The following is a 19,155-nucleotide window of genomic DNA, read 5'->3' as shown; positions in this document are numbered from 1 at the left end:
CCCGTCGGTCGTCAGCGGCTCATCGGCGACGTACCAGGGACCGCTGGAGCACGACGACCACGAGCAGGAACGCGCCGCTGACCACGGACTGGTAGTTGCTGTCGAGCGTCCCGATCTGGTTGATGATGTTCTGGATCACGTTGCGCAGCCCGACGCCCATCACGGTGCCGAGCACGGTGCCCGCGCCGCCGGTCAGCAGCGTGCCGCCGATGACCACCACGGAGATGGCGTCCAACTCGGTGCCCACGCCGATGACCGTGACGCCGGACTGCAGGTAGGACGCCGTCAACGCGCCCGCGAACCCGGACAGCACACCGCTGAGCGCGTAGACCGCGATCTTGGTGCGGGCCACCGGGACACCCATCAGCAGCGCGGACTGCTCGGCGCCGCCGGTGGCGAACACCGACTGCCCGAACCTGGTGCGGCGCAGCACCAGACCGCCCAGCAGGCACAGCGCCGCGGCGATGAACACCGGGTAGCCGAACCCGAACACCGTGCCGCGGCCCAGCTCCAGGAAGGCCGAGCCGGGCGCGATCTGGTAGGTGGTGGAGCCCTCGTCGGTGATGGCCAGCAGCAGGCCCCTGGCGAACAGCAGCGAGGCCAGCGTGACGATGAACGGCGCCATGCCCGTCCTGGCCACCAGCAGGCCGTTGACCAGACCGATCGCGCCGCACACCAGCAGGGGCAGCAGCAGGGCGGCCAGGAAGCCCCACTGCGAGCCGTAGGCGGCCAGCACGCCGCCCAGCGCGTACAGCGAGCCGACCGACAGGTCGATGCCGCCGGTGATGATCACGAACGTCATGCCGAGCGCGATCACCGCCAGGAACGAGCTCTGCAGCGCCAGGTCGCGCAGGTTGTCCGGGCTGCCGAAGCGGGGGAACGCCAGCCACGCCACGGCCACCACGACCACCAGCGCGATCGCCGCCCCCTGCCGCTGCAGCACCGAGGCCACGAGCTCGCGCCGAGGCTTGGCCGGGGTCTCGGGCGGTGCGGTCATCTGGGCGGTCATCGGCTGCTCCGCTCACGCGCGACGTAGACGGCGACGACGATGATCGCCGCCTGCACCATCTGTGCGGTCGAATCCGGGAGGTTGTGCTTGATCAGCGTGGCGCGCACCAGCTGCATGAGCACCACACCCATGACGGTGCCCAGGATGCGCACCCGGCCGCCGGTCAGCGGGGTGCCGCCGACGACCACGGCGGTGATGGCCGACAGCTCCATCAGCAGGCCGATGTCGGCCGGGTCGCTGGCGCTCAGCCGCGCGGTGGACAGCACGCCCGCCACCGCGGCCAGCACGCCGCACAGCGCGTACACGCCCAGCAGCACGCGGCGCACCGGCAGCCCGGCCAGCACACCCGCCGCCCGGTTGCCGCCGACCGCCACCAGCGCGCGGCCGAACGTGGTGCGCCCGACCAGCAGCGCCACCAGCACCGCCAGCACGCCCGCCACCAGCACGCCGACCGGGACGCCCAGCACGTCCTCGGTGCCCAGCGCCAGGAACGCCGGGTCGTGCAGCTGGACGAGCTGGCCGTTGGCGATGACCAGCGCCAGGCCCCGCCCGCCGACCAGCAGGGCCAGTGTCGCCACGATCGGCTGGATGCCCAGGTAGGCCACCAGGAAGCCGTTGAACGTGCCCGCGAGCAGGCCCGCCAGCAGCGCCATGGCGATCGCGGGCGCGGGGCCCGCGCCCAGGTAGAGCGGGATGAGCGAGGCGGCCAGCGCCATGGTCGCGCCGACGGACAGGTCCACGCCCTCGGTGCCGATCACCAGCGCCATGCCCAGCGCGACGATGCACACCGGCGCGGCCTGCACCAGCTGGGTGCGGAAGTTGCCCACCGACAGGAAGTTCGCCGTGAAGGCGATGTTGAACAGCAGCAGGGCGACCACCGCGGCGTAGACGCCGTACTCCTGCAGCCACCGCGTCGTGCGGGCCCGGTCCAGCGCGATGGTCACCGCCGCTCACCCCCGGACGCGATCGCCGCCAGCACGTTGCCCTCGGTGACCTGCTCGCCGACCAGCTCGTCGACCACCGCGCCGTCCTTGAGCACCACCAACCGGTCCGCGCCGTCGACCAGCTCCTCCATCTCCGACGAGATCAGCAGCACCGCCAGGCCCTCCTTGGCCAGTTCGTCGACCAGCGCCTGCACCTCGGCCTTGGCGCCCACGTCGATGCCGCGGGTGGGCTCGTCCAGCAGCAGCACCTTCGGCTCGGTGCACAACCACCGCGCCAGCAGCACCTTCTGCTGGTTGCCGCCGGAGAGCTCGGCGACCTTCTGGTCCGGGCTGGAGGCCTTGATCCGCAGCCTGCGCATGAAGGTCTCCACCACGCGGTCCTGCCGCGCCCGGCTGACCACGCCGAACCGCGACAGCCTCGGCAGCGCGGCCAGCACGATGTTCTCCCGCACCGACAGGTTCGGGACGATGCCCTCGGCCTTGCGGTCCTCGGCCAGCAGCGCCACCCCGGACCGCACGGCCGCCGCGACGTCGCCGCGCGGCAACGACTTCCCGCCCAGCAGCACGGTGCCCGAGTCCAGCGGCAGCGCCCCGACGATGGCCCGCGCGGTCTCGCTGCGGCCCGAGCCGAGCAGCCCGGCCAAGCCGACCACCTCGCCGGGGCGCACGGTCAGCGACACGTCCCGCAGCCGCTGCCCGCTGGCCAGGTGCTCCGCGCGCAGCACCGGTTCCCGGCCCGCGTGGTGGTCCTCGCCGAACCCGGTGGTGCCGTGCGCCCGGATGTCGCCGACCTCGCGGCCCAGCATCATCGACACCAGCTCGATGCGCGGCAGCTCCGCCAGCGGACCGGTGTGCACGTGCTTGCCGTCCCGCAGCACGGTGACCCGGTCGCAGATCCGGTACAGCTCGTCCATCCGGTGACTGACGTAGACGATCGCGATGTCGCGCCGGTGCAGCTCCTCGATGACGCCGAACAGGGTCTCCACCTCGCGCGGCTCCAGCGACGAGGTGGGCTCGTCCATGATGACCACGTGCGCGTCGGTGGCCACGGCCCGCGCCAGCGCCACCATCTGCTGCGCGCCGACCGCCAGCGTCCCCAGCGGGCGGCGGACGTCCTCCCGGATGCCGTAACCCGCCAGCACCCGCTCGGCCATCTCGTTCATCCTGGCGCGGTCCACCAGCCCCCAGCGGTTGCGGGGCTCGCGGCCGAGGAACAGGTTGCCCGCCACGCTCATCAGCGGGATGAGGTTGACCTCCTGGTAGATCGTGGAGATCCCGGCCTGCTGCGCCTGCGCGGGCCGGGTGAACACCACCGGCTCGCCCCGGTGCCGCAGTTGCCCCGAGTCGGGGCGGTGCACCCCGGTCAGCACCTTGATCAGCGTCGACTTGCCCGCGCCGTTCTCGCCGACCAGGGCGTGCACCTCCCCCGGCCGCAGCGCGAACGACACGCCGTCCAGCGCCCGCACGCCACCGAACTCCTTGGTGGCGTCGACTACCTCCAGCACCGGGTCCACGTCAGTACGCGTTCCCGAGCTTCTGCGCCGCGTTGGTCTCGTCGTACTCGTCGTCGGAGATGACCACGGTCGGCGGGACCTCCTCGCCGTCGGCGAACCGCTGGAGGGTCTGGAAGGCCAGCGGGCCGAAGCGCGGGTTGGACTCGATGACCGCGTTGTAGCTGCCCTCGGCGATCATCCGCACGGCGTTCTGGGTGCCGTCCACCGAGACGATCTTGACGTCCTTGCCCGGCTGCTTGCCCGCGCCGCGCAGCGCGGTCACCGCGCCGATGCCCATCTCGTCGTTCTCCGCGTAGACCGCGGTGATGTCGGGGTTGCTCTGAATCAGCTGCTCCATCACCGCCTGCCCCTTGGAGCGGTCGAACTCGCCGGTCTGCTCGGCGACCACGGTCAGGCCCGGCGTGTTGACCAGCTCGTCCTTGAAGCCCTTGGTGCGGTCGGTGGTGACGTTGTTGCCCGAGGCGCCGAGCAGGATGGCGACCTTGCCGCTGCCGCCGGTCACCCTGGCCATCTGCCGCGCGGCGCGCTTGCCCTGCTCGACGAAGTCGGAGCCGATGAAGGTCAGGTAGTCGGCGCAGGGCTGGGAGGTCACCTTGCGGTCGATGGTGATCACCGGGACCTTCTTGGCCTTGGCCGCGTCCAGTGCGGGCTGCAGGCCGTCGGAGTTCAGCGGCGCCACGACGAGCAGCTGCGCGCCCCGGTCCAGCAGCGACTTGATGTCGCTGATCTGCTTGTTCAGGTCGCTCTGGGCGTTGGTGACCAGCAGCTTGTCGTCCGGGATGCCCAGCTTGGCCGCCTCGTCCCGGATGGATTGGGTCTCGGCGGTGCGGAACGGGTTGGCCTCCTTCTCCGACTGGGAGAAGCCGATGATCGCGTCCTTGACGTCGACCTTCGGGTAGCCGGTCTGCGCGAGCGTGCAGCCGGGACCGGAGGACTGCACGGCCGCGGCCGAGGCGGCCGGACCACCGCTGCTCTGGCCTGTGGACTGGGTTTCCCGGCTGGTGCAGGAGGTCAGCGCGACGGCCAGCACGGCGGTGGCCACGACGGCGGGGCGGGCGAGGGACATGGTCTTCGCTCCTCGGTGGACCGGGCGGCGTTACCCGCGTCACAATGGTCGAACCACTTTTACATCGTTGGCACAACGTTGTAAACCCTTCTAACGCACGGCTACACTCGTGCCACGCTTGTCCTGCCTGCCAGCCGAAGGGGGCTGATGGTGGCCGCCACCCTCAAGGACGTCGCCGAGCTCGCGGGCGTGTCGGTGAAGACGGTGTCCAACGTCGTCAACGGCTACGCCTTCGTGAAGCCAGAGAACCGGCGGCGGGTCGAGGAGGCCCTGGCCGCCACCGGCTACCGGCCCAACGTCGGCGCGCGCAACCTGCGCCGCGGCCGCACCGGTTTCCTGGCCCTGGTGCTGCCGGAGCTGAGCATCCCCTACTTCGGCGAGCTGGCCGGGCTGGTCATCAACGCCGGGCACGACCAGGAGTGGAACGTGCTCATCGAGCAAACCCTGGGCACCAGGGAGGGCGAGCGCGCCACGCTGGGCGCGCTGGGCCCGCACATGGTCGACGGCGCGATCGTCAGCCCGGAAGCGCTGCACGCCAACGACTTCGAGGAGCTGTCCGGCGGCGTGCCGATGGTGATGCTCGGCGAGCACGCGGTCGACGTGCCGGTGGACCGGGTGGGCATCGACAACGTGCGGGCCGCCGAGGTGGCCGTGCGGCACCTGGTGGCCATCGGGCGCACCCGCATCGCCGCGATCGGGCAGCACCCGACGCGCGGCACCGCGGCGCTGCGGCTGGCGGGCTACCGGTCGGCGCTGACCGAGGCGGGGCTGCCGGTGCGCGAAGAGCTGATCGCCCCGGCGTTGAACTACCACCGGCGCGACGGCGCGACCGCGATGGCAGACCTGCTGGCGCTGCCCGAGCCGCCGGACGCGGTGTTCTGCTTCAACGACCTGCTGGCCATCGGCGCGCTGCGAGCCGCCGCCGAGCGCGGCGTGCGAGTGCCGGGGGACGTGGCGATCGTGGGGTTCGACAACAACGAGGAGAGCGCCTACAGCCTGCCGTCGTTGACCACGATCGCACCGGACAAGAGGGCCATCGCCCGCGCCGCGGTCGACCTGCTGCGCCGCCGCGTGTCGGGCGAGGAGGGCCTGGCACCGCAGCAGGTGCACGTCCCGTTCGCCCTGGAGATCCGCGAGAGCACCAGCTGACCCCTCCCCCGCGAGTCGAACGCTCGGGTACCGCGAGTTCGTCGTTGGGGTGGGGCAAGGGCGGTGCGCTCGCCGCGCGGCAGGTCACCAAGGACGGCGGGTCGCGCAGCCCTGGTGCGTCGGCAAGTACTACCCGACGGGGCTGGGGAGGGCGGTAACTACTACCCGAGTCACGGGAAGCGCGGGGCGGAGGGCGCGAAAAGCACGGGGTGGGGGCGTGAGCGTGGACCGAAGGCGGGAAAGCACCGGTCAGGGCGCGGAAGTGCGGGTCGGGGTGCGCGAATGTTGAATTCGGGGTGCCTGGAGGTTCGACTCGCGGGGTCAGACTTGGTGGACCTCGACGCCGCGTTCGCGGAAGCGGCGCACCTCGTCGGCGTCGGCGTCGGTGTCGGTCACCAGCACGTGGACCCGACCGATCTCGCAGATCGAGGCGAACGCCCGCGCGCCGATCTTGGAGGAGTCGGCCACCACGACCACCTGGCGGGCCCGCTCGGCCAGCACCCGGTTGATCTCCGCCTCGCCCTCGTGGTGCGCGGCCGCGCCCGCGTCCGGGTCGATCGCGTCCACGCCGAGGAACGTCACGTCCAGGCTCAGCCCGCCGACGATCTTGTTGGCCAGCGGGCTGACCAGCTCATAGGACTGGGGACGGGCCACCCCGCCGGTCACCACCAGCTTCACCTGGGGGCGCACGGCCAGCTCGTTGGCGATGTTGAGCGCGTTGGTCACCACGGTGATCACGCCGTCGCCGCCCGCGCCGCCGACTTCCGCGCTGGTCACCAGCGCCCTGGCCACCTCGGTGGCCGTGGTGCCGCCGTTGAGGCCGACCACGGACCCGCGGCCGACCAGCTGCGCAGCGGCGCGGCCGATGCGCAGCTTCTCCCCCGCGCGTCGCACGGTCTTGTAGCGCAGGGGCAGGTCGTAGGCCACCGAGTGGGCGACGGCGCCGCCGCGGGTCCTGGTCAGCAGCTGCTGCTCGGCCAGGTGGTCGAGGTCCCGGCGGATGGTCGCGCCGGACACCGCCAGCTCGTCCGCGATGTCGTCGACCTCGACCCTGCCCCGCTCGGCGAGCAGGGCGAGCAGGGCGTTCAACCGCTCGTACCGATTCACCCATCGCCTCCCGCACCGCGCGAACTGCACGCACCGTGGTGGCGAACCTAACGCACCGTGGCCACGGGCAGAAGGTGCGGTAGGGACGATTCGGCATCCGGGCGGTGGTCAGGAGCAGATCTTCTGGCTGGAGCCGACCAGGGTGTTGTTGCGGAAGGTGGTGTTGGTCCCGCACGGGTTCTCGGTGATCGCCGAGTTGCTGACCCGCAGGTTCTGCACCACCACGTCGCGGGTGACCGGGAACTCCGACCGCGCGGCCAGCCGGATGTCGCCCGGCCCGCTCACCGTGCCGCTCTGCGCGGCCAGGGTGACGTTGTAGCAGTTCTCGATCAGCACGGCGTTGCTGCCGGTCTGCGCGATGTCCACGCGGTCGATGACCAGACCGCCGCTCTCCGAGACGCAGAAGACGCCGCGCCCGCCGCCGCGGGCGATGACCTGGCCCACCCGGATGTTGGTGGGGTAGCTGTCGCCGATGCGGCCGTTGCGGTTGGCGGTGCGGAACGCGGCGTAGCCGGTGCCGGTGCCCGCTCCGCTGCCGTCCACGGTGGTGATGGTGGCGTTGGTGGTGTCGTTGAGCAGCAGGCCCGAGCCGCCGACGTCGCGCGCGGTCACGGTGCCGATGGTCAACTGGTCCACGCCGTAGGTCTCCACCGCGTGCGAACTCGCGCCGGAGACGTGGACGTTGTCGATGCGCACGTTGCGGGTGCGCACCGCGCGGTCGCCGTGGTTGTCGATGCGGATGCCCAGCCCGGCGGACAGCCGCATGTCGATCTGGCCGAGCACCACGTTGGTGGCGTTGCGGATGAAGATGCCGTACAGCGGCGCGCCGGTCAGGGTCAGGTGCTGGACCTCGATGTCGCGGACGTTGCGCGCGTAGACCGGGGCTTGGTCGCCGGAGCCGGACCCGGTGACGTTGATCGTGCCGCACACGTCGAGGGTGGTGTAGCTGGGCAGCGAGAACCGCGAACCGGCGCTGATCGAGCCGGAGCCGCGCACGACGACGCGCTCCTTGGACGTGCGGCCCGTGGTCAGGCTGCCCGTCGCGGCCTGCATGGCGGCCAGCATGCTGGTGCCGGTGTAGACGGTGCGACTGCCGTTGCGCGCGGTCCAGGTGCTGCCGGAGAGCACCGCTTCGGCGTTGAACGAGCCGGTTCCGCAGTCGGCGGCCGTGGCACTGGGGGCGGTGGTGTGCGCGAGTGCCGCGGTGAGGATCGCGGCACCCAGCAGGGCCAGGCTTCTCACTGGTTCTCCTCTACAGGCGGTAAGCGCTTTCCTGATGGGCGGCGGAACCGGCGAGGAGATCCCGCCTGCCCACGGGGGACGTGGGCAGGAGGGATCGGCGGATCAGCGGTGGGGGCTGCCGCAGAGCGAGTGGTCACGCCCGTGCGCGACAGGAGAGGTGAGCACCGTTGCTCCTTGTCCTCTGCTCTGGGAACGCTCCCAGAGGGCTTCGAGTCAATCGGATGCGCGCCGCATCGTCAAGGGCAACCCGAGCGGGGACCGCGCGTCCTACGTGATGATCTCTGGGGGTGTCTTGTGGAATGGTGGAATTCGCCGTGGTGGTCGGTGGGGTGGAGCGTCCCGTCCGCCTGCCTGTTGCTGTTGGGCGTCTGCGTGCCGAGCGGGTACTACTCCGTGCTGGTGATGGCCCTGGTCGGCTGGGGCGTGGTGGCCCTGTTGTGGGCCCTGGCCTGCCTGGCCTGGCTCATGGAGTCGCCCGTTCGCCGTCGCAGGTATCTCGCGAGGCTGCGGCCGCTGCTGATCGCCCCGGCGCTGTTCGCGGCGAGCTGGGCTGCGGCCTCCGGGGACCTGGTCGGCCGGGCGGTGTTCCCCTGGCACCAAGCGGCGCTGGAACGGCTGGCCGCCGAGGCGGTCACCAGGCCGCCGCTGACGCCCCCGTACGGCGGGAACGTGGGGCTCTACAACTTCGAGCACATCAGCTCTCACAACGGTTGCGTTTTCATGAGCACCGACGACCGGGCCATGGGCGGTGGCAGGGGGTTCGCCTGGTGCCCCGGCAGGCGCGATGGTGACGTCGTCGACTTCGACGGCCAGTTCTACCTGAGCTCCGTCGAAGAGGGTTGGTTCGTGTACTACCGGTCGCGCGCGACCGAGGCCGAGGGGCGCCTGTGGGGGCTGCGGCTGAGTGAGCTGTCGCCGCCCGTGGAGACCTGACCTACCGGCCGGGCGGGCGGGGCGATGATGTAGGCGATGCCGCCGGACCCGCCGCCCACCGTGCCGTCGGCCAGGTGCCGCTGCGTGCGCAGCCAGACGGTCTCGAACTGCGCCCTCTTGTAGACCCGGCGCACCGCCTCGTTGGACGGCGAGGCGGGGTCGTTGGCGATCACGTCGCCGGACTCGGTGAAGCCGACGACCACCATGATGTGCCCGGCCGTGCCGTAGCCCGCGCCGTCCAGCTCGTCCTCGCGGAAGGACTGTGAGGTGATCACCGGGATGCCGCGCGCGATGTAGCGCTCCAGCTCGGTCAGCGACCGCAGCCGCGTCACGTGCGCGCGCAGGCCGAACGTGGCCGCGTACGCGGTGTTGAACGGCCAGTTGCCCGCGCCCTGGTAGTCGTAGTCGTAGGTGTGCCGGGCGGCGTGGGCGACGCTGGGGTCCGGGTAGCCGGGCTTGACCCAGGCCAGGTCCTGCGGCGTCGGTCCGCGGCGCCAGTACTCGACGACCATCTCCGTCGAGGTGGGGCTGCACCACGCCTCGCCGCCGTTGTCGTACTCGGGGTACTGGCCCGCGTGCACGTTCTGCGAGTAGCGCGGCACCGGCAGCTCGACGCCGCGCGCCGGGCCGGGGCTGCTCGCGGGCACGGTGAAGCGGTCCGGGACGGCCGAGGCCATCGCGCCCACCATGGACACCGACGGTGTGGCGTGCGAGCCGACCTGCCGGTAGAGGGTGACCCGCAGCTGGTAGCCGCGCAGCGGCCGACGGGCCACGTAGGTGTCCACGTCGACGTAGCCGTGCTCGTCGGACTGGCCGGACACGGTGGCGCGCTTGATGTCGCCGTCGCCGGAGGCCCAGCGGCCCATCACGTACCAGCCGGTGTCCGCGCCCCGGAACTCCACCTGCAGCCAGGTGCCCGCGGGCGTGCGGGCGTTCCAGGAGGCCACGGCCTGGGTGGCGGCGAAGCCCACCCGGTGCACCGGCGAGGTCCAGCGCGCGTAGTCGTAGGTCTTGGCCTCGTGCTCGACCCGCCCCGCCGGGCGGGCCAGCACCAGGCCGCCGAGCCAGGGGGCGGTGCCCTCGAAGTGGCCGCGCCGGAAGTCACCGGCCCGCCACTCGCGGTAGTCCACCTCGCTCCCCTCGGCGGCCGCCGGTGTCACCACCGACAGGACCGTGGTGACACCGAGCAGCACCGAGCACAACACGCGCGACCTCATGTTGACGATTGTCGTGTTGCGATCTTTTTCCGTAAACACCCAACCGGGCTACGCCCGGCGCTTGGTCCACACGTCGTAGGCCACCGCGATGAGCAGCACCAGGCCCTTGACCAGCATGACCCGCTCGCTGGGCGCGCCGATCAGGGACATGCCGTTGTTGATCACGCCCATGATCAGGCCGCCGGTGATCGCGCCGACCACCTTGCCCACGCCGCCCTGCACCGCCGCGCCGCCGATGAAGGCCGCCGCGATCGCGTCCAGCTCGAACGAGGTGCCCGCGGTCGGACCGGCCTGGTTCAACCGGCCCGCGAAGATCACGCCCGCCAGCGCGGCCAGCGCGCCCATGTTCACGAACAGCCAGAAGGTCACCGCCTTGACCTTGACGCCGGACAGCGTCGCGGCCTGGAGGTTGCCGCCCACCGCGTAGATGTGGCGGCCGAACACCGACCGGTTGGCCACCAGCGAGTAGCCCATGGCCAGCACCGCCAGCAGCACCAGCACCCACGGCAGGTTGCGGAACCGGGCCAGCTGCACCACGACGGCCAGCACGACCACCGCCACGCCGACGATCTTGAGCAGGAACACCGGCATCGGGTCCACGATCTGCTTGTAGCCCAGCCGCGCCTGCCGCTTGCGCCACTGCGAGAACGCGAAGCCCGCCACGCAGGCGACGCCCACCAGCAGGCTGACCAGGTCCGCGCCGCCCAGCGGCCCCAGGCCCACGTTGCCCAGGTAGCCCTCGGTGAAGCCGTTGGCCAGGGTGCGGATCTGCTCCGGGAACGGCCCGATGCCCTGGTTGCCCAGCACGGTCAGGGTCAGCGCGCGGAACACCAGCATCCCGGCCAGGGTGACGATGAACGCCGGGATGCCGAAGTAGGCGATCCAGTAGCCCTGCGCCGCGCCGATCAGCGCGCCCGAGGCCAGCGTCGCCAGCACGGCCAGCCACCACGGCAGGCCCATCTGCACGGTCAGCACCGCGCAGATGGCGCCGGTCAGCGCGACCACCGAGCCCACCGACAGGTCGATGTGCCCGCCGATGATCACCAGGATCATGCCGATCGCCAGGATCAGCACGTAGGAGTTCTGGACGATGATGTTGGAGATGTTCTGCGGTTGCAGCAGCGCGCCGTCGGTCAACACGGAGAACAGCACCACGATCAGCGCGAACGCCACGTAGATGCCGCTCTGCCGGAGGTTGATCGAGAACTTGCGCGGCGCCGCGCCCTCGGCCGCCGTCGGCGGGGCGGCCAGCTTGGTGGTCATGAGGTCTGTCCCTGGGTCATGTGGAGCATGAGGCGTTCCTGGGTCGCTTCCTCGCGGGGCAGCTCCCCGGTGATGCGGCCCTCGGACAGCGTGTAGATGCGGTCGCACAGGCCGAGCAGCTCCGGCAGCTCGGAGGAGATGACCAGCACCGCGCGGCCCTGCGCGGCCAGCTCGTTGATGATCGTGTAGATCTCGTACTTCGCGCCCACGTCGATGCCGCGGGTCGGCTCGTCGAGGATCAGCACGTCGGGGTCGGTGAACATCCACTTGGCCAGCACGACCTTCTGCTGGTTGCCGCCGGACAGGGTGCCCGTCGGCGTGGCCACGCTGGCGGCCTTGATGCCCATGCTGCGCCGGAACCGCTCGGCGACCGAGTGCTCCTCGTTCTCGTTCACCCAGCCCTGCTTGGCCAGCTTGGACAGGCCCGCCGCGGAGACGTTGCGCTGCACGTCCTCGATGAGGTTGAGGCCGTAGCGCTTGCGGTCCTCGCTGACGTAGGCGATGCCGTGCTTGATCGCCTGGTCCACCGTGCGGGGCGTGATCTCCCGGCCTTCCTTGACCACCCGGCCGGAGATGTTGACCCCGTAGGAGCGGCCGAACACGCTCATGGCCAGCTCCGTGCGGCCCGCGCCCATCAGCCCGGCCAGGCCCACGATCTCGCCGCGCCGCAGGGTCAGCGACGCGCCCTTGACCACCACCCGGTCCGGCTGGACCGGGCTGTGCACGGTCCAGTCCTCGATCCGCAGCACCTCTTCACCGATGTGCGGCTCGCGCGGCGGGAAGCGGTGCTCCAGGTCGCGGCCGACCATGCCGGAGATGATCCGGTCCTCGGTGACCTCGGCCGCGGGCAGCGTCTCGATCGTGCGCCCGTCGCGCAGGATGGTGATGCTGTCCGCGATCCTGGTGACCTCGTTGAGCTTGTGCGAGATGATCACGCAGGTGATGCCCTGCTCGCGCAGGCCGTCGAGCAGGTCGAGCAGGTGCGCGGAGTCGTCGTCGTTGAGCGCCGCCGTCGGCTCGTCCAGGATGAGGAGCTTGACCTCCTTGGACAGCGCCTTGGCGATCTCCACCAGCTGCTGCTTGCCCACGCCGATGTCGCTGACCGGGGTGGTCGGGTTCTCCCGCAGGCCCACGCGCGCCATCAGCTCGGCCGCCGCGTGGTTGGTGCGGTTCCAGTCGATGAACCCGCGGCTGGCCCGCTCGTTGCCCAGGAACAGGTTCTCCGCGATGGACAGCTGGGGGCACAGCGCCAGTTCCTGGTGGATGATCACGATGCCGCGCCGCTCGCTGTCGCGCACGCCGGAGAACTCGCACGGTTGGCCCTCGAAGAGGATGTCCCCTTCGTAGGAGCCGTGCGGGTGCACGCCGGAGAGCACCTTCATCAGGGTCGACTTGCCCGCGCCGTTCTCGCCGCAGATCGCGTGGATCTCACCGCGCCGCACGGCGAAGTTGACGTCGCGCAGCGCGGTGACCCCGGCGAACCGCTTGGTGATGCCGCGCATCACCAGGATTTCGTCGGTCATCCCTACCTCAGCTGGTCCGCCGTGTAGTAGCCGGACTCGACCAGCACCTTCTCGTAGTTGGACTTGTCCACGATCACCGGCTCCAGCAGGTACGAGGGCACGACCTTCTCGCCGTTGTCGTAGTCGGTGGTGTTGTTGACCTCGGGCTTCTCGCCCTTGAGCACCGCGTCGGCCATCTTCACCGTGATGTCGGCCAGCTGGCGGGTGTCCTTGTGGATGGTGGAGTACTGCTCACCGGCGATGATCGACTTCACCGAGCCGACCTCGGCGTCCTGGCCGGTGACGATCGGGTACGGCTGGCCGCCGGTGCCGTAGCCGCTGCTCTTGAGCGCGGAGAGGATACCGATGGACAGGCCGTCGTAGGGCGAGAGCACGCCGTCGACCTTCGCGTTGCCGTAGGTGGAGGTCAGCAGGTCCTCCATGCGCCGCTGCGCGGTCGCCGGGTCCCAGCGCAGGATCGCGACGGTCTTGAAGTCGGTCTGGCCGCTCTTGACCACCAGGGTGCCCTTGTCGATGTGCGGCTGCAGCACCGACATCGCGCCGTTGAAGAAGAACGTGGCGTTGTTGTCGTCGGGCGAACCGGCGAACAGCTCGATGTTGAACGGGCCGGTCGCGCTGCCGGGGGTGCCGTCGGCGTTGAGCACCTTCAGGCCGGTCAGCAGCGAGGTGGCCTGCTGCACGCCGACCTTGAAGTTGTCGAAGGTGGCGTAGTAGTCCACGTTCGGGCTGTTGCGGATGAGCCGGTCGTAGGAGATGACCGGGATCTTCGAGTCGGCGGCCTGCTGGAGCTGGCTGGTCAGCGCGGTGCCGTCGATCGAGGCCACGATCAGCAGGTTGGCGCCCTTGGTGATCTGGTTCTCCAGCTGGTTGGCCTGCGTCGGGATGTCGTTCTCCGCGTACTGCAGGTCGACCTTGTAGCCCTTGGCCTCCAGGGCCTTCTTGATGTTGTCGCCGTCGTGGATCCACCGCTCGGAGGAGCGGGTCGGCATGGTCACGCCGACCGTGGCGCCTTCACCGGCCTGGGGCTTCTGGTCGACCGTCTTCTCCGCCGACCCGCAAGCCGACATCACTACTGCGAGCGCGGCGACGGCCGCGATCTTTGGAAACCTCATCGTTTCTCCTCCGGGTGTTGCAGCGGTGTTCCCCGGCACAGGTCTAGCGCAGGCCCTGTGCGAGTCGGTAGTACGCCTGGTTCCAGCGCAGGCGGTCGGTGAAGCCCTCGGTGGTGGTGTCCCGGTCGATGACCACCAGTTCGGTCGCGGCCATCTGGGCGAAGTCCCGCAGGGTCTCCGCGCCGACCGCGTGGGTCATCACGGTGTGGTGCGGACCGCCCGCTGTCAACCACGACTCGGCGGAGGTGGGCAGCGAGGGCGCGGGCTTCCACACCGCGCGCGCCACCGGCAGCGCGGGCAGCGGCTCGTCCGGCGGGACCACCTCGACCTCGTTGGCCACCAGCCGGAACCGCTCCCCGAGGTCGGCCAGGCCCACCACGATAGCCGGGCCGGGTTCGGCGTCGAACACCAGCCGCACCGGGTCCTCCCGGCCGCCGATGCCCAGCGGGTGGATCTCGCACGAGGGCTTGTCCGCCGCGATGCTCGGGCAGACCTCCAGCATGTGCGCGCCCAGGATCTTCGGCTCACCCGGCCCGAAGTGGTAGGTGTAGTCCTCCATGAAGGAGGTGCCCCGGCCGGTGCCCGCGCCCATCGCCTTGACCGCGGCCAGCAGCGCCGAGGTCTTCCAGTCGCCCTCGCCGCCGAAGCCGTAGCCCTCGGCCATCAGCCGCTGCACCGCCAGGCCGGGCAGCTGCCGCAGCCCGCCCAGGTCCTCGAAGTTGGTGGTGAACGCGCCGAAGCCGCCGTCGACGAGGAACCGGCGCAGGCCTGCCTCGATGCGCGCGGCGTAGCGCAGCGAGTCGTGCCGCTCGCCGCCGCGGGCCAGCTCGGGCGCCAGCCGGTAGCTGTCGGCGTACTCGGCCACCAGCACGTCGATCTCGTCCTCGCCCACCGCGTCGACCACCGCGACCAGGTCGTTGACGCCGTAGGTGTTGACCGAGACGCCGAACCGCAGTTCGGCCTCGACCTTGTCGCCCTCGGTCACCGCGACGTCGCGCATGTTGTCGCCGAACCGGGCCAGCCGCAGGCCGCGCAGGTGGTCGTGGCCCGCCGCGGCGCGCACCCAGGCGTCGATCCGCTCGATCAGCCGGGGGTCGCTGGCGTGGCCCGCGACGGTCTTGCGCGGCACGCCGAGCCGGGTCTGGATGAACCCGAACTCGCGGTCGCCGTGCGCGGCCTGGTTGAGGTTCATGAAGTCCATGTCGATGGTCGCCCACGGCAGGGACTCGTTGAGCTGGGTGTGCAGGTGCAGCAGCGGCTTGCGCAGCGCGTCCAGGCCGGTGATCCACATCTTGGCGGGCGAGAACGTGTGCATCCAGGCGATCACGCCAAGGCACGACGGGTCGCTGTTGGCCGCCAGCATCACCTGCCGGATCGCGGCCGAGTCGGTCAGCACGGGCTGCCACACGACCTCCGCGGAGATCCGGCCCGACTCGGTGAGCATCCGCTGGATCTGCTGCGACTGCGTCGCCACCTGCTCCAGGGTTTCCGGGCCGTAGAGGTGCTGGCTCCCGGTGAGGAACCAGACCTGCGGTTTCGCCGCAGAGGGCATGGCGCGTCCTCCTCGTGGGCTCATTGCCCGTAGACGTTCTGGTAGCGCTCGTAGAGGCTGTCGACGTGGTGCTGCTCGATCGGGATCGGCTTGCCCAACTGGTGTGCGAAGTGGACGGTGCGCGCCACGTCCTCCAGCATCACCGCGGCCTTGACCGCGGCGCGGGCGTCCTTGCCGACGGTGAACGGCCCGTGGTTGCGCATCAACACCGCCTTGGAGCGGCTGGCGCTCAGGGTCTCCACGATGCCGCGGCCGATCGAGTCGTCGCCGATGAGCGCGAACGGCCCCACCGGGATCTCACCGCCGAACTCGTCGGCGATCATGGTGAGCACGCACGGGATCGGCTCGCCGCGCGCCGCCCACGCCGTGGCGTAGGGCGAGTGCGTGTGCACCACTCCCCCGACCTCGGGCATGTGACGGTACACGTAGGCGTGCGCGGCGGTGTCGGAGGAGGGCGCGTAGTCGCCCTCGACCAGGTTGCCGTGCAGGTCGGTGACCACCATCCGCTCCGGCGTCAGCTCGTCGTAGGACACCCCGGACGGCTTGATCACCATCAGGTCCTGTCCCGGCACGCGCGCCGAGACGTTGCCCGCGGTCCAGATGACCAGCTCGTAGCGGGTCAGCTCGCGGTGCAGCTCGGCGACGGTGCGCCGCAGGTCAGCTACTGCCGACATCAGTTCTTCCCCCTGACGGCCTCGCGGCGCAGCGCCTTGAGCCGGTGCATGACCTCGTTGGTCCCGCGCCCGAAATAGTCGTGCAGTTCCTGGTACTCGGTGAAGAGCCGTTCGTAGGCTTCGACGTTCTCCGGGATCGGCTGGTACACGCCGCGCTCGACCGACCCCATCGCGGCGGCGGCCTGGCGGATGTCGTCGTAGGCGCCCGCGGCGACCGCGGCGTGCAGCGCCGAGCCGAGCGCCGGTCCCTGCTGCGAGCCGATGACCGACAGCGGCAGGTTGGTCACGTCGGCGTAGATCTGCATCAGCAGCGGGTTGCGCAGCAGGCCGCCCGCGATCACCAGCTCGGTGACCGGCACGCCCGCGTCGGTGAACGTGTCGATGATCATCCGGGTGCCGTAGGCGGTGGCCTCCAGCAGCGCGCGGTAGGTGTCCTCGGCGCGGGTGGCCAGGGTCTGACCGACCACCACGCCGGAGAGCTCGTGGTCCACCAGCACCGAGCGGTTGCCGCTGTGCCAGTCCAGCGCGATCAGCCCGTGCTCGCCGATGGCCTGCTCGGCGGCCAGCTCGGTGAGCAGCTCGTGCACCGAGATCCCGCGCTCGCGGGCGCGCTCGTGGTACTCGGCGGGCACCTGGTGGTCGACGAACCACGCGAAGATGTCGCCCACACCGCTCTGGCCCGCCTCGTAGCCCCACAGGCCGGGCACGATGCCGCCCTCGACCACGCCGCACATGCCGGGGACCTCGCGCAGCACGTCGCCGTTCATCACGTGGCAGGTGGAGGTGCCCATGATGGCGACCATCTGGCCCGGCTCGACCGCTCGCGCGGCGGGCGCGGTGACGTGCGCGTCGACGTTGCCGACCGCCACGGCGATGCCCGCGGGCAGACCGGTCCACGCCGCGGCCTGCTCGCTCAGCCCGCCCGCGCGGTCGCCGAGCTGCCCCAGCGGGTGCTCCAGCTTGTCGGCGACGAAGTCGGCGAAGTCGGGGTTGAGCGCGGCCAGGAACTCCGGCGAGGGGTAGCGCCCGTCCTGGTGGATGCCCTTGTAGCCCGCGGTGCAGGCGTTGCGCACGTAGGTGCCGGTGAGCTGCCAGACGATCCAGTCGGCCGCCTCGACCCAGTGGTCCATCGCGGCGTAGACCTCGGGGGCCTCCTCCAGCACCTGCAGGCCCTTGGCGAACTCCCACTCCGAGGAGATCAGCCCGCCGTAGCGCGGCAGCCAGCTCTCGCCCCGGCGCTCGGCCAACTGGTTGATCCGGTCGGCCTGCCCCTGCGCGGCGTGGTGCTTCCAGAGCTTGACGTAGGCGTGCGGGTTGTCCGCGAACTCGGGCAGCTCGCACAGCGGCGTGCCGTCGGCCTTGACCGGGACCATCGTGCAGGCGGTGAAGTCGGTGCCGACGCCGATCACGTCGGCCGGGTCCACGCCCGCCGCCCGGATCGCCTCGGGCACGGCGTTGCGCAACACGTCCACGTAGTCCTGCGGGACCTGCAGCGCCCAGTCCGGCGGCAGCGGCCTGCCGCCGGGCAGCGCCCGGTCCAGCACGCCGTGCCCGAACTCGTGCACCGCGCTGCCCAGCTCCGCGCCGTCGCGCACCCGGACCACCACGGCGCGGCCGGACAGGGTGCCGAAGTCGATCCCCACCACCAATGGGTCTGTCGCCATGGCGAGGAGTGTTATCGTTAACATTCCAGTCGTCAAGCCCCAGTCGCAACCTGCAGTTAACGACTAGGTGAACGTGCTCACAGGGAATCGGGCGGCGGCGCGACGCTCGCGCGCGGCACCAGGGTCGGCGCGACGGTGCGGTGCGCCACCCCCACCTCACCATCGCTGACCTGAGCCAACAAGAGCCCCAGCGTCTCCCGCGCCACCGCGTCGAAGTCCGGTCGCACGGTGGTCAGCGGCGGGATGAAGAACGCGGCCTCGGGCACGTCGTCGAACCCGACCACGCTCACGTCCTGCGGCACCCGCCTGCCGCGCTCGCTCATCGCCCGCAGGATGCCAAGCGCGAGGTGGTCGTTGGCCGCGAAGACCGCGGTGACCTCGGGCATCCTGGCCAGCATCTGCCCGGCGCGGTAGCCCGACGCGGCGCTCCAGTCCGCCGAGACCACCGGCGGGACCTCCGCGCCCGCCTCCTCCAGCGCCCGCCGCCAGCCGCGCACCCGGCCCGCGCTGTCGAACCAGTCCGGCGGGCCGGACACGTGCCACACCGTGCTGTGCCCGGCCTCCAGCAGGTGCCGGGTGGCGCTGTGCGCGCCCGCCTCCTGGTCGACCGTGACCAGCGGGGTCGGCCGCGCCGGGTCGCCGTCGATGGTCACCAGCGGCACGCCCGCGGACACCTCGGCCAGCGCCTCGTTGGCCGAGGCGGTGGGCGCTATGGCCACGATGCCCGCCACCCGCTGGTCGCGGTGCCGCTCCACGGCGTCCGCCATGGACGCCCGGTCCAGCGCCTTGACCAGCCCGACGCTGACCGCGAACCCGGCCTCGGCCGCGGCCTGCTCGACCGCGGCCAGCAGCCACGCGGGCCCGTACAGCGTGGAGTTCTGCGCCACCACGCCGATCAGCTGCGAGCGCCCGGTCACCAGCGCGCGGGCGGCCCGGTTGGGCCGGTAGCCCAGCTCCGCGATGGCCGCGCGGACCCGCAACCGGGTCTGCTCCCGCACGTTCGGGTGACCGTTGAGCACGCGGGACACCGTCTGGTGGGACACGCCGGCGAGCCGGGCCACATCCGTCATCGCGGGATCGCGCGAGGTCCTGTTCTCCACTGCCTGCCCACCTTCGACTCCGGTCGTGCGGTACCGATGTTAGCGATAACACAGGCACCTCCGCCCGAGGTGACCGTCCGATGACC

General features: G+C 71.1%; 16 protein-coding genes. 2 read left to right on the top strand and 14 right to left on the bottom strand.

Going from position 1 to position 19,155, the window contains the following annotated elements; genetic code table 11:
• Positions 1-19 precede the first annotated feature (19 nt).
• Genes JOF41_RS07815 through JOF41_RS07800 form a run of 4 tightly spaced genes read right to left on the bottom strand, consistent with a single transcriptional unit; the run spans position 20 to position 4,533 of the window.
• The gene (locus tag JOF41_RS07815) at positions 20-997 is read right to left on the bottom strand and encodes an ABC transporter permease (RefSeq protein WP_209624068.1); all 978 of its coding nucleotides are present in this window, start codon (positions 995-997) and stop codon (positions 20-22) included.
• Between the two features lie 8 nt (positions 998-1,005).
• On the bottom strand, positions 1,006-1,953 hold the full coding sequence (locus tag JOF41_RS07810) for an ABC transporter permease (RefSeq protein ID WP_189226596.1): 948 nt from the start codon (positions 1,951-1,953) through the stop codon (positions 1,006-1,008).
• Positions 1,950-3,467 carry a sugar ABC transporter ATP-binding protein gene (locus JOF41_RS07805; RefSeq protein ID WP_189226595.1) on the bottom strand — a complete coding sequence of 506 codons (1,518 nt, stop codon included), beginning with the start codon at positions 3,465-3,467 and terminating at the stop codon, positions 1,950-1,952. Before JOF41_RS07805 ends, JOF41_RS07810 begins: the two co-directional genes overlap by 4 nt.
• A 1-nt stretch (position 3,468) precedes the next feature.
• A complete protein-coding gene (locus JOF41_RS07800) occupies positions 3,469-4,533 on the bottom strand; it encodes an ABC transporter substrate-binding protein (protein WP_189226594.1) in 1,065 nt (354 codons plus the stop codon).
• Between the two features lie 150 nt (positions 4,534-4,683).
• Between JOF41_RS07800 and JOF41_RS07795 the strand changes: the two genes are divergently transcribed.
• On the top strand, positions 4,684-5,682 hold the full coding sequence (locus JOF41_RS07795) for a LacI family DNA-binding transcriptional regulator (RefSeq protein WP_189226660.1): 999 nt from the start codon (positions 4,684-4,686) through the stop codon (positions 5,680-5,682).
• A gap of 321 nt (positions 5,683-6,003) precedes the next feature.
• Here the strand turns inward: JOF41_RS07795 and JOF41_RS07790 are convergent, their stop codons facing one another.
• Both JOF41_RS07790 and JOF41_RS07785 read right to left on the bottom strand, forming a co-directional pair.
• Positions 6,004-6,789, bottom strand: coding sequence for a DeoR/GlpR family DNA-binding transcription regulator (locus JOF41_RS07790; protein ID WP_189226593.1), 786 nt, complete (start codon positions 6,787-6,789; stop codon positions 6,004-6,006).
• 108 nt (positions 6,790-6,897) lie between these two features.
• The gene (locus JOF41_RS07785) at positions 6,898-8,031 is read right to left on the bottom strand and encodes a right-handed parallel beta-helix repeat-containing protein (protein ID WP_209617379.1); all 1,134 of its coding nucleotides are present in this window, start codon (positions 8,029-8,031) and stop codon (positions 6,898-6,900) included.
• 324 nt (positions 8,032-8,355) lie between these two features.
• Here JOF41_RS07785 and JOF41_RS07780 point away from each other — a divergent pair, with 324 nt between their 5' ends.
• Entirely contained in the window at positions 8,356-8,964 is a 609-nt protein-coding gene (locus JOF41_RS07780) for a hypothetical protein (protein ID WP_209617376.1), read from the top strand.
• Here JOF41_RS07780 and JOF41_RS07775 read toward each other — a convergent pair.
• The 8 genes from JOF41_RS07775 to JOF41_RS07740 form a co-directional block, all read right to left on the bottom strand.
• Positions 8,883-10,181 carry a C39 family peptidase gene (locus JOF41_RS07775; RefSeq protein WP_209617373.1) on the bottom strand — a complete coding sequence of 433 codons (1,299 nt, stop codon included), beginning with the start codon at positions 10,179-10,181 and terminating at the stop codon, positions 8,883-8,885. The genes JOF41_RS07780 and JOF41_RS07775 overlap by 82 nt on opposite strands.
• A 48-nt stretch (positions 10,182-10,229) precedes the next feature.
• Positions 10,230-11,444, bottom strand: a complete 1,215-nt coding sequence (mmsB, locus tag JOF41_RS07770) for a multiple monosaccharide ABC transporter permease (RefSeq protein ID WP_209617370.1) — start codon at positions 11,442-11,444, stop codon at positions 10,230-10,232.
• Entirely contained in the window at positions 11,441-12,967 is a 1,527-nt protein-coding gene (mmsA, locus tag JOF41_RS07765; protein ID WP_189226589.1) for a multiple monosaccharide ABC transporter ATP-binding protein, read from the bottom strand. Before mmsA ends, mmsB begins: the two co-directional genes overlap by 4 nt.
• A gap of 2 nt (positions 12,968-12,969) precedes the next feature.
• The gene (chvE, locus tag JOF41_RS07760; RefSeq protein ID WP_189226588.1) at positions 12,970-14,079 is read right to left on the bottom strand and encodes a multiple monosaccharide ABC transporter substrate-binding protein; all 1,110 of its coding nucleotides are present in this window, start codon (positions 14,077-14,079) and stop codon (positions 12,970-12,972) included.
• 43 nt (positions 14,080-14,122) lie between these two features.
• On the bottom strand, positions 14,123-15,631 hold the full coding sequence (araA, locus tag JOF41_RS07755; protein ID WP_189226587.1) for an L-arabinose isomerase: 1,509 nt from the start codon (positions 15,629-15,631) through the stop codon (positions 14,123-14,125).
• A 20-nt stretch (positions 15,632-15,651) separates the two neighbouring features.
• Positions 15,652-16,305, bottom strand: coding sequence for an L-ribulose-5-phosphate 4-epimerase (locus JOF41_RS07750; protein WP_189226586.1), 654 nt, complete (start codon positions 16,303-16,305; stop codon positions 15,652-15,654).
• On the bottom strand, positions 16,305-17,969 hold the full coding sequence (gene araB / locus JOF41_RS07745; RefSeq protein ID WP_189226585.1) for a ribulokinase: 1,665 nt from the start codon (positions 17,967-17,969) through the stop codon (positions 16,305-16,307). The genes JOF41_RS07750 and araB overlap by 1 nt, the downstream gene beginning before the upstream one ends.
• A gap of 77 nt (positions 17,970-18,046) precedes the next feature.
• The gene (locus JOF41_RS07740) at positions 18,047-19,069 is read right to left on the bottom strand and encodes a LacI family DNA-binding transcriptional regulator (RefSeq protein WP_209617367.1); all 1,023 of its coding nucleotides are present in this window, start codon (positions 19,067-19,069) and stop codon (positions 18,047-18,049) included.
• Positions 19,070-19,155 lie beyond the last annotated feature (86 nt).

It is taken from the genome of Saccharothrix coeruleofusca, from assembly GCF_017876325.1.
Classification (GTDB): Bacteria; Actinomycetota; Actinomycetes; order Mycobacteriales; family Pseudonocardiaceae; genus Actinosynnema; species Actinosynnema coeruleofuscum.
The sequence above is the reverse complement of the archived record's forward strand: the minus strand, read 5'-3'. Positions and strand labels throughout refer to the sequence as shown.